Raw genomic sequence first — 11,188 nt, forward strand, 5'->3', positions numbered from 1 at the left:
CGGGCGGGAGCCTTGGTTGCGCGACGCCGCGCGGCCTTTCGCTCGTCACGAATGCACGCCATAATGGCGCATGCAATTGACCTCGCGCCTCGCGCTGATGAACTGGCTGACCGGCCAGGGGCTCACGGGCCTGCCTGAAAACGAACTGCTCCGCGGGTTCTGCGAGCGCTGCCGCGCCGAAGGGCTGGAACTCTCGCGCGGGCTCGTCATCATCGACACGCTGCATCCGATCTATGAGGGCCGCGCCTTCCGCTGGAGCGACCGTCCCAGCAACGAGGGCGACGTGGTCGAATACGGCTCGACCGCCGAAGGCGACGCGGCCAAGAACTGGCGCCGCTCGGTGTTCTTCCACATGCTCGAGCACGGCCAGGACGAGATGGTGATCGACCTTGCCGACGCGCCGTCGATGGATTTCTCGCAGATCGGCGAGCTCGCCGAAAAGGGTCACCGCCACTATCTCGCCTTCGTGCATCGCTTCGGCGAGAATGGCGCGCTCGGCCTGATGGACTGCCTCTATTCCTGCTGGACCACGCGGCGTGAAAGCGGCTTTTCCGAACCAGAGCTTGTCGCGCTGCGCGATCTCGTGCCGGTGCTGGGGCTCGCGGTCAAGTCGGCGCAGCAGGTCGACATCGCGCGCACGCTCGGCCGCGTCTATCTCGGCCGCGGCGCCTCCGAACAGGTCTTGGGCGGGCGCATCTCGCGCGGCGTCACCGAGCGCATCAACGCCGTGCTGTGGTACTCGGATTTGCGCGGCTCGACCGGGATCAGCGAGAGCATCGGCCCCGACGAGATCATTCCGTTCCTCAACGACTATGCGCAAGCCGTGATCGACGCGATCCACGACGCCGGCGGCGACGTGTTGAAACTGATCGGAGACGGCGTGCTCGCGATGTTCACCGGCGAGGACATGGCGCATGCCCGCCGCGCCGGGCTCCGCGCCGAGCATCTGTTTCGCAAGAACGTCGCGGCGTTGAACGCGCGCCGGGAAGCCGATGGCCGGCCGACAACATCGGCCTATATCGGCCTGCATGTCGGCGAGGTCTTCTACGGCAATATCGGCAGCGAGGACCGGCTCGATTTCACGGTGGTGGGCCCGACCGTGAACGAGGTCAGCCGCATCGCCTCGATGAGCCGCTCGGTCGATCGCGAGCTATTGGCGTCGGCGGAATTCTACAAGGGCCTCGACGCCGCCGGCCGCCGCTATCTCGTCTCCACCGGCCGCTACGCGCTGCGCGGCATCGGCCGCGCGCAGGATCTCTACACGCTCGATCCGGAGGTCGACGTGAGCGAGCCGGTGACGGGGAGTTACGAGCGGTATCTGGCGGGTTAGCCCCGCGCCGCCGCGCCGTCCCCCACCATGTCCGGCTGCCGATCCAATGCCACCGCCGGCGAGAGCCAGATCACCAGTGCCTGCACGCCGAACACGGCGGCCGCGAGATAGAGGCACGCTTCCGCACTGTAAAACCCGCCGACGATCGCTCCCAACGCCGAGCCGAGCGGGCGGGCACCGTAGCTCATGATGTTGATGGCGGAGACGCGACCGAGCAGCCGCGGCGGCGTCACGGACTGGCGCAGGGTCGTCGTCGAGATCACCCACAGGATCGGTCCGACGCCGAGCAGGAAGAAGCTCAGGCCCGCAAGCCAGGGCGAGGGGATCAGCACCGTCAGCGCCATCACCACGGATGCGACGAAGCCGGTGACCGGGCCGAGGCCGACTACGGTGCCGAAGGCGATGCGCTTCATCACGCGGGTCGCGAGCAGCGCGCCGATCACCATGCCGACGCCGTACATCGTCAGCACCGTGCCGACGCCGGCCGCAGTCAGGCCGAGATGGCGCACGGCGTAGGGCACGAACACCGCGATCTGCAAGAACCAGCCGGTGTTGAAGATGAACTGGGTGATGAACACCGGCCGCAGCAGCGCGTGGTGAAATACGAAGGCCGCGCCCTCGCGGATGTCCTGGAACGGATGACGCCGCGGCGAAGGCGTGCGTGCGGGTTCGTAGATGCCGGAGAGCAGTACCACCGCGATGGCCGACAGCGCCGCGGCAAAGCCGAAGGCCGGGCTCGCGCCCCACCAGCCGACCAGTGCGCCGCCCACCGCAGGGCCGCTGGCGAAGGCAATGGTGCGCGCAAGCTCGATGCGCGCATTGGCAGCCGGCAGCAGGTCCGAGTTCACCAGCGAGGGCACCAGCGCCGGCGCGGCCACGCTGTAGACGACGGTGCCGCACACGGCCGTGAAGCCGAGCAGCGCCAGCAGCGACAGATTGAGTGCACCGAGCGCGAGCAGCAGCACGATGGCGGCGAGCGCGGCGGCCCGCAGCGCCTCGGCGCCCGCCATCAGCGAGCGGCGGGAGATGCGGTCGGCCAGCAGGCCGGCCGGGATGGCGAACAGAACGAAGGGCAGGGTCAGGGCTGTCTGCAACAGGCCGGTCTGGCCCTCGGCGACGCCGAGCGTCAGCACCGCAACGATCGGGGCTGCGGCGAGCGCGACCTGCTCGGCCGACTGCGCCGCGAGGTTGGACCAGGCGAGGCGGTTGAAGGTGTCGGGAAGGTGCGGGGCATTTGACATGGCTCATTTCCTGCAAAGTCGGGTTCGCGCCAGTGTTCGCCTCCGACGACGGCCAAACCCACCCGCTTCCCGACAGCGCCGGGCCTAACCGGGCCGAGGCGGGAACCGACGCGGCTAGATGCAGTTGCAAATGAGTTGCAATAAGGTCGAACTCCGGTACTGTGCGAGCATGGATGCCCGATCGCCCGATCTGACCCAAGATGTGACCCAAGACGCCGACGGCTGGCGCGCCGACGCGCCGACCACCAAGAGCCTGGCCGAGGTGAATGCCTCCGTCGCAGTCCCAACGGCCGGGGTGTGGTGGCGGCGGCTGCTCGCTTTCGTCGGACCGGGCTATCTGGTGTCGGTCGGCTACATGGATCCCGGCAATTGGGCGACCGACCTCGCCGGCGGATCGAGGTTCGGCTACACGCTCCTCTCCGTCATCCTGCTCTCGAATTTGATGGCGATCCTGTTACAGGCGCTGGCAGCACGGCTCGGCATCGTCACCGATCGCGACCTCGCGCAGGCCTGCCGCGCGACCTATTCGCCGGCAACGAACTTCATGCTCTGGCTCGCCTGCGAGGCGGCGATCGTCGCCTGCGATCTGGCCGAGGTTATCGGCACCGCGATTGCGCTGAAGCTGTTGTTCGGCATTCCCCTGATTGGCGGCGCGCTGCTTGCTGCACTGGATGCCTTCCTGCTGCTGCTCCTGATGAACCGCGGCTTCCGTTTGCTCGAAGCTTTCGTGATGGCGTTGCTTGCGGTGATCGCGGTCTGCTTCGCGGTCCAGATCGTGGCCGCGGCTCCGCCGGTCGCAGATGTCCTGCACGGCTTTATGCCGAAGGCCGAGATCATCACCAATCCTGAAATGCTCTACATCGCGATCGGCATCATCGGCGCGACGGTAATGCCGCATAATCTCTACCTGCATTCTTCGATCGTGCAGACGCGTGCCTATGAGCGCAACGACGAGGGGCGTCGCGAGGCGATCAAATGGGCGACGACGGACTCGACCATCGCGCTGATGCTGGCGTTGTTCATCAATGCCGCGATCCTCGTGGTCGCCGCCGCGACCTTTCACAAAAGCGGCCATTCCGACGTCGCCGAGATCGGCCAGGCCTTCGAGCTGCTGTCGCCGCTGCTCGGCCTCGGCATCGCCTCGACGCTGTTTGCGATTGCGCTGCTCGCCTCGGGCCTGAACTCGACGGTGACGGCGACGCTCGCCGGCCAGATCGTGATGGAGGGCTTTCTCGATCTGCGCTTGCCGAGCTGGGCGCGCCGCCTCCTGACGCGCGGCATCGCCATCGTTCCGGTGATCATCGTCACCGCGATCTATGGCGAGCGCGGCACGGCGGATTTGCTGGTGTTCAGCCAGGTCGTGCTGTCGATGCAATTGCCCTTCGCAGTCATTCCGCTGGTGCGCTTCGTCTCGGATCGCCGCAAGATGGGCCAGTTCGCGATCCCCGCATGGGTCACCGCGCTAGCGTGGATCGTCGCGGGCGTGATCGTGGTGCTGAACGTGAAGCTGCTGGTGGATGCGCTGTTCGGGTGAAGGTGCTCGGAAGCGCGACAGCTAGCAGAGCCCGCTCATGTGCTTGAACTTCCAAAGCGACGGCAGTCCCTGTGGGCTGGTTTTCGGCACGTAACCCCGCAACGTCGTCTTCGGTCCTTTCTGCTTGAACTCCTCGATCCCGCATGACGTCGGACCCTCGTACACGCGCACTGTCACGACGTAGAAATCGGGGAGAACGTCCTCGATCGTGGCCTCGGACTCGATGTCGGCATTTGGACGCCGCCACGTGTGAATGATCTTGCGGCCAAGCTCGGGCTTGTCGAACAGGAGAACGTTGGGAGCGAAGAGGTCCGAGACCTCACCAGCCTGATTGACCTGCTGGCCGTAATCCTTGAGGAAAGTCGTGAGCTTTTTGGAAGGAGGCACGATCTCAATGCAGCGACCGTAATAGTCGTTGTAGCCTGCGTTGCAGGCATGGGCCTCAACGTTCGCCATGAGGATCAATGCAGGTAGGGCGAGGAGGGTAGATAGCATCGACGGCGTAGGTGTGCCTCTGCTCGCAGCGCGACGTCCACGCACTGTCCCTTAATCCTGCGGCTCGGACGCGGCATCCCCCTGCGCGTCGATGCGCAGCCAGCCTGATGGTGCCAGCCGCTGCTGCGGCAGGAAGCGGGCCTTGTAGTCCATCTTCTTCGAGCCCTCGATCCAGTAGCCGAGATAGACATAGGGCAGGCCTTGGCGGCGGGCACGGGCGATGTGGTCGAGGATCATGAAGGTGCCCATCGAGCGGCTGACCTGGCCCGGCTCGAAGAACGAATAGACCATCGACAGACCGTCGCTGAGCACGTCGGTGAGCGCGACCGCAATCAGCTCCTCGCCGCGGCCGGTGATGCCGCTGTCGGGGCCGCGCTTGCGGTACTCGATGATGCGGGTCTCGACATGGCTGTCCTCGACCATCATGGCGTAGTCGAGCACGGTCATGTCGGCCATGCCGCCGTGGCGGTGGCGGGAGTCGAGATAGGCGCGGAACACCGAATATTGCTCGGAGGTCGGCACCGCGCTGCGCTGCTCGCCGACGATGTCGGCGTTGCGCGCCATCACCTTGCGGAAATTGCGGGAGGGGCGGAACTCGTTGGCGACGACCCGGACCGAGACGCAGGCACGGCACTGGTCGCAGGCCGGCCGGTAGGCGATCGACTGACTGCGGCGGAACCCGCCATGGGTCAGGAGGTCGTTGAGGTCACCGGCGCGCTCACCCACGAGGTGCGTAAACACCTTGCGCTCATGCCTGCCCGGCAGATACGGGCAGGGCGAGGGCGCCGTGAGGTAAAATTGGGGGGTGTCGCGCGAGTGCTGGGTCAAGGGACGTCGTGGGCCTCCAAAGTGGGTCTCAGCATCGCGCTACGAAAGCCTCCGGTCAATTGCTCTGCTCGGCAGGTCAGATCAGACAGCTTAGCCGGTCCTGGTTGATAGGTTCTTGATCAGGTGGTTCTGGCCGCCTGAGACACGGGCACCCGAACGGAATTGTTGATGATGACCGTTCCCAGCACGAAATCGTGCAGCAGGCGCCGGCGGCCATTGAACAGTCCGACCAGAACGACGAAGGGGGACAGGAACGACACCGTCACCCAGAACAGCACGGCATGGGTCGCGCCGAGCACGAAATAGCCGGGCGCGCCGTACCAGGTGCGCAATTCCAGATCCATCACCCGCATCCCGATCGTCGCGGACGAGGGACCGCCGATGCAGGCGCCGTAATAGACGATGGCCCAGACCACGGAGGCCGGCCAGGCCAGCCAGAACAGCGCCCAGCCGATGCCGAGCGTGACCACGCCGAACACGGCGATGAAGAGGTATCCGAGGATCACCGGAACGGAGATCACGACCATGTCGATCAGGAACGCGAACGCGCGCCGCGTTGCCACGCCGCGGAACAGCTCCGGATGCAGATAGGGATCGTAGGCATGGGCCGCGCCGTCACTGCGCCAGGCGCCCGACTGACCGCCTGAATTGCCCGAGTCCGAATACGACATCGTCCGTCCTCCCAGGGAAAACTCCCGTGGCAGGACATGGGAACATGCCATCCCCGTGCCAAGGGCGCGCTGGTGGTAACAAGCCGAAATATTCCGGCGATTCCGCGGCGGCTGGAGATGTGAGGGTGGTGCCGGGCGCCACACTCCCGGTGTCGTCCCGGCGAAGGGGCTTACCCCTGCGTCCGCAGCTTCTCCGCTGCCTTCGGCGCAAAATAGCTCAGCACGCCGTCGGCGCCGGCGCGCTTGAAGGCGAGCAGGCTCTCCATCATCGCGCGCTCGCCGTCGAGCCAGCCATTGTTGGCGGCGGCCGCGATCATCGCGTATTCGCCGGAGACCTGGTAGGCGAAGGTCGGCATCGCAAACGTGTCCTTCACGCGCCGTACCACGTCGAGATAGGGCATGCCGGGCTTCACCATCACCATGTCGGCACCCTCTGCGATGTCGAGCTCGACCTCGCGCAGCGCTTCGTCGGTGTTGGCGCTGTCCATCTGGTAGGTGCGCTTGTCGCCGGTGAGCGTCTTGGCCGAGCCGATGGCGTCGCGGAACGGGCCGTAGAAGGCGGAGGCGTATTTGGCCGCATAGGCCATGATCTGCACGTCAAGCAGCCCCGCGTGATCCAGCCCCTCGCGGATCGCGGCGACGCGGCCGTCCATCATGTCGGACGGCGCGATGATGTCGCAGCCGGCCTCGGCCTGCACCAGCGCCTGACGCACGAGAACAGCGACCGTCTCGTCGTTCAAAATCTTGCCGTCGGTGATCAGGCCGTCATGGCCGTGGCTGGTGAAGGGATCGAGCGCGACGTCGCAGAGGATGCCAAGATCGGGAAACTCCTTCTTGATCGCGCGCACCGCCTGGCAAACCAGATTGTTCGGGTTGGTCGCCTCCGAGCCTTCCTCGTCGCGCAGGGTCGGGTCGGTATAGGGAAACAGCGCGATGCAGGGGATGGTCAGCTTCATGGCGCGCTCGGCGTCGCGCACGGCCTGGTCGACGCTGAGGCGCTCGACGCCGGGCATCGAGGCGATCTGCTCGCGCTTGTTGTTGCCGTCGATCAGGAACAGCGGCCAGATCAGATCGTCGGTGGTGAGCACGTTCTCGCGCACCATGCGCCGGGCCCATTCGGCCTTGCGGTTGCGGCGCGGGCGGATGGTCAGATCGAGGGCAGGGGAGGCGCCCGTGCCGGTCCCGCGCGCGACCTCGCGCAGTTCGATCGGACGTCCGTATTTGATCGCCATCACTCTTCCTCCGGCTGGAATTATTCTTATACCAGCTCGCATGGTTCCCGTCACCGCGGCTTGACCTGCCGCAAGGCAGAATTGAAGTGACTTTGCAGGCGATTGATTTTGCGGGGCGAACCAGCCAGAAGGGGGCATGTCCGATATCTCCACCCGCGATGCGGCCCGCGACAGCGCCAACGCCAGGGACGCCGCCCGAGACAATGCCAGGGACAATGCCATGTCGGTGGCGGCGATCTCGTCGGAGCGCCCGGAGTCCGACGACAATGTCTGGACGCGCCGGCTGGTGCTGTTCCTGCGGGTGATGGCGCTGCTGTCGATCCTCAAGGGTCTCTATCACTGGGCGCAAGTGACGGGCTTCGTCGGCGGCGAGGACGAGGCGTTCGAAAACCAGTCGATGGCCTGGCAGGCCTCGACCATCTACTTTGCCGTGATCGAGCTCGTCGCCGCCGTCGGTCTCTGGCTCGCCACGCCCTGGGGCGCGGTGGTGTGGCTGACGACCGTGGTCTCGATGGCGGTGATCGAGCTGATGTTCCCGGGGATCTATGGCGGCAGCCTGGTCGTCGTGGGTGTCGAAGCCTTTATGCTCGCCGCCTATCTCGCACTCGCCTGGATGGCCGCGCGCGAACGGCCGCCATAGCGCTCGCGCAGGCATCTTGTAGGATGGGTTTCGCTTCGCTTGACCCGATCCCGCGATCTGTTCAGCTCCGGGACATTTGAGGTTTCACGCGCGCTTGGTTGACGACTCGTTGCGTAAAATTCGAGGTAACTTTTCGTTGACCTAGCGCGATCCGCCACAGCTGTTACGCGCGCGTTTCGAAACGGGGCGGGGCTGTTCTGGAATGCGACACAATGGTCGGACGGAGGGTGAACAAGACCTTGCGACGGTCAACAGAGGGTTGCGAAAAGTGCTTGTGGCACAGGCTTAATCAGCAATTCACTGTCTTAAATTCATGATCTCTTTATTCTCTTATTTAAGCCGATCTTCAAACGCCTCCCCTTAAGTTGCACCTATCAGACGGGACACAAGTTTCGTCGAATGAGTGTCGATAAAAACGACAACAGGGGAAGTGTCATGATGAAAGCCGTCGCAACTGCGGCAGATACCGCGGAACGCGTCTCCGGCCAGCAGGGCTCGGTGCAGACGCTCTATCTGGAAGCTCTGACTCTGGTGGAGCGGCTGCATCGCCGTCTCCTCGACGTGATCAAGGACGAGTTCGATCGTCGTGGCCGCGCCGACATCAATTCCGTGCAGGCGCTCCTGCTCTATAACATCGGCGACAAGGAGCTGACCGCGGGCGAGCTGCGCACGCGCGGCTACTATCTCGGCTCCAACGTCTCCTACAATCTGAAGAAGCTCGTCGAGCTCGGCTTCCTCGATCATCAGCGCTCGCGCGTTGATCGCCGCTCGGTGCGCATCCGCTTGACCCCGCAGGGCCAGGAAGTCCGCCGCATCGTCGACTCGCTCTACCAGAAGCACGTCAAGACCGTTGAACAGGTCGGCGGCATCTCGGGCGAGGAGTTCTCGACCCTGAACAAGTCGCTGCACCGCCTCGAGCGGTTCTGGACCGACCAGATCCTGTATCGGCTCTGAGTTTTTAAGAAGGACGAAGGCCAAGCCGGCCCAACAAGACCGGCGAGCCTCGCGAGCGTACCTCACTTCCCCAAGCGCGCCGGCCCGGCTTCTCTCCGGACCGGTGCGTTTTGTCGTTTTGCAGTTGCGAAAAAATCAGCCCGCCGAGCGGAACCAGTTCCCGGCGCCGTGGTTATGTCCTCGGATCGGAGGATGCGATGCTGGTCGAACGCGGGTTGCACGCTGTGAACGTCGAGCTCGTAAGCGATGCCTATGCCATCGCCGCGAATTACCTTCGCCGCTCCGGCGCGATCCCCGACACGCTCGTCACAAATGAGCGCCTGCTCGAGATCATCATCAAGCTGATCCAGCGCAGTGAATTCAATAAGATCAGGCTCGCCAACAAGGCGATCGCCAGGTTCGAGGCCCAGTTCGGTGCCAGAGCTGCCTGATCAAAACTCCCAACATCCAAGAGAACCAGAGGGTGCCATGGAAGCCGCCATCGACCGCATCATGCAGACCTATGATTTGCTCGCAAACCGCACCTCCGCGGCGAGCGCAGAGGCGCGGGCCAAGGTGACGAACTACCTCAACACGTTGATGGAAGCCGGCGAGAAGGACACCCACAGGTTGACGGTTTGCGGGCTGACCTATCTGCGCCAGCTCGACGGTACCGTCGACCCGGTGAAGGCGGGGTACACCGGGCTGTAGAGGCACGCCGGCCACCACCAACGGGCCCTGATTGGGCGTTTAAGGTCCGAAGCGGACCCTTCAGGAAGATCAGAGCGCGGGCGGTTCCATAGGACCGCCCGGTCGCCTGTTTGCTTCCATCCCCACCATATCTGGCATAAATATCAGGCCTGACCCGCAAATGCTTGGCCGGGGGCGGCTGATGTGGTAGATCGCGCTCGCCGCTTCCGATCACCACACCAGACCCGCCCGTAGCCCGCCAAAAGGCTGCGGCGGTGGAGATATTCGCAAGATGACCTTCGCCAAAACCGCCTCCGCGCCCGATTCGTTTTTCACCGCCGCGCTCGACCAGGCCGACCCGGAAATCGCCGCCGCCATCAAGGGTGAGCTCGGCCGGCAGCGCCATGAGGTTGAGCTGATCGCCTCCGAGAACATTGTCAGCCGAGCCGTGCTGGAAGCGCAGGGTTCGGTGATGACCAACAAATACGCTGAGGGTTATCCGGGCGCGCGCTACTACGGCGGTTGTGAGTGGGTCGACGTCGCCGAGAACCTCGCGATCGATCGCGCCAAGAAGCTGTTCGGCGCGAAGTTCGCCAACGTGCAGCCGAACTCCGGCAGCCAGATGAATCAGGCCGTGTTCCTGGCGCTGCTCCAGCCCGGCGACACCTTCATGGGCCTCGACCTGTCGGCCGGTGGCCATCTCACCCACGGCTCGCCCGTCAACATGAGCGGCAAGTGGTTCAAGGCCGCGCACTACACCGTGCGCCGCGAGGACCAGCTTATCGACATGGATGCGGTGGCCAAGCAGGCCGAAGAGGTCAAGCCGAAGCTGATCATCGCCGGAGGCTCGGCCTATTCGCGCGCTTGGGACTTCAAGCGTTTCCGCGAGATCGCGGACTCGGTCGGCGCGTATCTGCTGGTCGACATGGCGCATTTCGCCGGCCTCGTCGCCGGCGGCGTGCATGCTTCGCCGGTGCCGCATGCGCACGTCACCACCACCACGACGCACAAATCGCTGCGCGGCCCGCGCGGCGGCCTGATGCTGTGGAATGACGAGACGCTGACCAAGAAGCTCAACTCGGCGATTTTCCCGGGCCTCCAGGGCGGCCCGCTGATGCACGTGATCGCGGCCAAGGCGGTCGCCTTCGGTGAGGCGCTGCGTCCGGACTTCAAGGTCTACGCCAAAAACGTCGTAGAGAACGCCAAGGCGCTCGCCGAGACGCTGAAGAGCCACGGGTTCGATATTGTCTCCGGCGGCACCGACAACCATCTGATGCTGGTCGACCTGCGGCCGAAGGGCCTGAAGGGCAATGCGTCGGAGAAGGCGCTGGTTCGCGCGGCCATCACCTGCAACAAGAACGGCATTCCGTTCGATCCCGAAACACCGTTCGTCACCTCGGGCCTGCGCCTCGGTACCCCGGCTGCGACCACCCGCGGCTTCGGCGTTGCCGAATTTCAGCAGGTCGGGAGCATGATCGCCGAGGTCCTGAATGCGATCGCGCAATCTTCCGACGGTAAGGCGCCGCTGGTGGAAGCCGCGATCAAGGAACGGGTCAAGGCGCTCACCGATCGGTTCCCGATCTATCAGTAAGGT

At 64.7% G+C, this 11,188-nt stretch carries 12 protein-coding genes; 7 read left to right on the forward strand and 5 right to left on the reverse strand.

Annotated features, from left to right (window positions below):
* The first annotated feature begins 70 nt into the window (after nucleotides 1-70).
* The gene (locus ACPPVR_RS18975; RefSeq protein WP_426615678.1) at nucleotides 71-1,330 is read left to right on the forward strand and encodes an adenylate/guanylate cyclase domain-containing protein; all 1,260 of its coding nucleotides are present in this window, start codon (nucleotides 71-73) and stop codon (nucleotides 1,328-1,330) included.
* Here ACPPVR_RS18975 and ACPPVR_RS18980 read toward each other — a convergent pair.
* Nucleotides 1,327-2,571: an MFS transporter gene (locus ACPPVR_RS18980; RefSeq protein WP_426615679.1), complete on the reverse strand. Its 1,245-nt coding sequence runs from the start codon at nucleotides 2,569-2,571 to the stop codon at nucleotides 1,327-1,329. The two genes, ACPPVR_RS18975 and ACPPVR_RS18980, sit on opposite strands and share 4 nt — an antisense overlap.
* 169 nt (nucleotides 2,572-2,740) lie before the next feature.
* Between ACPPVR_RS18980 and ACPPVR_RS18985 the strand changes: the two genes are divergently transcribed.
* On the forward strand, nucleotides 2,741-4,105 hold the full coding sequence (locus tag ACPPVR_RS18985; RefSeq protein WP_426615680.1) for an Nramp family divalent metal transporter: 1,365 nt from the start codon (nucleotides 2,741-2,743) through the stop codon (nucleotides 4,103-4,105).
* 21 nt (nucleotides 4,106-4,126) lie between these two features.
* Here the strand turns inward: ACPPVR_RS18985 and ACPPVR_RS18990 are convergent, their stop codons facing one another.
* The 4 genes from ACPPVR_RS18990 to hemB form a co-directional block, all read right to left on the reverse strand.
* Entirely contained in the window at nucleotides 4,127-4,561 is a 435-nt protein-coding gene (locus ACPPVR_RS18990) for a hypothetical protein (protein WP_426615681.1), read from the reverse strand.
* A 90-nt stretch (nucleotides 4,562-4,651) separates the two neighbouring features.
* Entirely contained in the window at nucleotides 4,652-5,428 is a 777-nt protein-coding gene (locus ACPPVR_RS18995; RefSeq protein WP_354137805.1) for an arginyltransferase, read from the reverse strand.
* Nucleotides 5,429-5,547: 119 nt separating this feature from the next.
* Nucleotides 5,548-6,099 (reverse strand): RDD family protein, encoded by a 552-nt coding sequence (locus ACPPVR_RS19000; RefSeq protein ID WP_426615682.1) that lies wholly within the window; start codon nucleotides 6,097-6,099, stop codon nucleotides 5,548-5,550.
* A gap of 170 nt (nucleotides 6,100-6,269) precedes the next feature.
* On the reverse strand, nucleotides 6,270-7,331 hold the full coding sequence (hemB, locus tag ACPPVR_RS19005; RefSeq protein ID WP_426615683.1) for a porphobilinogen synthase: 1,062 nt from the start codon (nucleotides 7,329-7,331) through the stop codon (nucleotides 6,270-6,272).
* Between the two features lie 136 nt (nucleotides 7,332-7,467).
* Between hemB and ACPPVR_RS19010 the strand changes: the two genes are divergently transcribed.
* The 5 genes from ACPPVR_RS19010 (at nucleotide 7,468) to glyA (ending at nucleotide 11,185) form a co-directional block, all read left to right on the forward strand.
* Nucleotides 7,468-7,971 carry a DUF6163 family protein gene (locus ACPPVR_RS19010; RefSeq protein ID WP_426615684.1) on the forward strand — a complete coding sequence of 168 codons (504 nt, stop codon included), beginning with the start codon at nucleotides 7,468-7,470 and terminating at the stop codon, nucleotides 7,969-7,971.
* Between the two features lie 435 nt (nucleotides 7,972-8,406).
* A complete protein-coding gene (gene ldtR / locus ACPPVR_RS19015; protein ID WP_007603420.1) occupies nucleotides 8,407-8,925 on the forward strand; it encodes a transcriptional regulator LdtR in 519 nt (172 codons plus the stop codon).
* 197 nt (nucleotides 8,926-9,122) lie between these two features.
* Nucleotides 9,123-9,356 (forward strand): hypothetical protein, encoded by a 234-nt coding sequence (locus ACPPVR_RS19020; protein WP_426615685.1) that lies wholly within the window; start codon nucleotides 9,123-9,125, stop codon nucleotides 9,354-9,356.
* 37 nt (nucleotides 9,357-9,393) lie between these two features.
* Nucleotides 9,394-9,615: a hypothetical protein gene (locus ACPPVR_RS19025; protein WP_045007971.1), complete on the forward strand. Its 222-nt coding sequence runs from the start codon at nucleotides 9,394-9,396 to the stop codon at nucleotides 9,613-9,615.
* Between the two features lie 271 nt (nucleotides 9,616-9,886).
* On the forward strand, nucleotides 9,887-11,185 hold the full coding sequence (gene glyA, locus ACPPVR_RS19030; protein ID WP_426615686.1) for a serine hydroxymethyltransferase: 1,299 nt from the start codon (nucleotides 9,887-9,889) through the stop codon (nucleotides 11,183-11,185).
* The last annotated feature ends 3 nt before the right edge of the window (nucleotides 11,186-11,188 follow it).

The organism is Bradyrhizobium sp. McL0616 (assembly GCF_049993385.1).
GTDB lineage: Bacteria > Pseudomonadota > Alphaproteobacteria > Rhizobiales > Xanthobacteraceae > Bradyrhizobium.

What these genes read in the sequence shown, in the direction of transcription:
- ACPPVR_RS18975 (WP_426615678.1), top strand. Translation starts at nt 71, where the DNA reads ATGCAATTGACCTCGCGCCTCGCGCTGATGAACTGGCTGACCGGCCAG.
- ACPPVR_RS18980 (WP_426615679.1), bottom strand. Translation starts at nt 2,571, where the DNA reads ATGTCAAATGCCCCGCACCTTCCCGACACCTTCAACCGCCTCGCCTGG.
- ACPPVR_RS18985 (WP_426615680.1), top strand. Translation starts at nt 2,741, where the DNA reads ATGGATGCCCGATCGCCCGATCTGACCCAAGATGTGACCCAAGACGCC.
- ACPPVR_RS18990 (WP_426615681.1), bottom strand. Translation starts at nt 4,561, where the DNA reads ATGGCGAACGTTGAGGCCCATGCCTGCAACGCAGGCTACAACGACTAT.
- ACPPVR_RS19000 (WP_426615682.1), bottom strand. Translation starts at nt 6,099, where the DNA reads ATGTCGTATTCGGACTCGGGCAATTCAGGCGGTCAGTCGGGCGCCTGG.
- hemB (WP_426615683.1), bottom strand. Translation starts at nt 7,331, where the DNA reads ATGGCGATCAAATACGGACGTCCGATCGAACTGCGCGAGGTCGCGCGC.
- ACPPVR_RS19010 (WP_426615684.1), top strand. Translation starts at nt 7,468, where the DNA reads ATGTCCGATATCTCCACCCGCGATGCGGCCCGCGACAGCGCCAACGCC.
- ldtR (WP_007603420.1), top strand. Translation starts at nt 8,407, where the DNA reads ATGATGAAAGCCGTCGCAACTGCGGCAGATACCGCGGAACGCGTCTCC.
- ACPPVR_RS19020 (WP_426615685.1), top strand. Translation starts at nt 9,123, where the DNA reads ATGCTGGTCGAACGCGGGTTGCACGCTGTGAACGTCGAGCTCGTAAGC.
- ACPPVR_RS19025 (WP_045007971.1), top strand. Translation starts at nt 9,394, where the DNA reads ATGGAAGCCGCCATCGACCGCATCATGCAGACCTATGATTTGCTCGCA.
- glyA (WP_426615686.1), top strand. Translation starts at nt 9,887, where the DNA reads ATGACCTTCGCCAAAACCGCCTCCGCGCCCGATTCGTTTTTCACCGCC.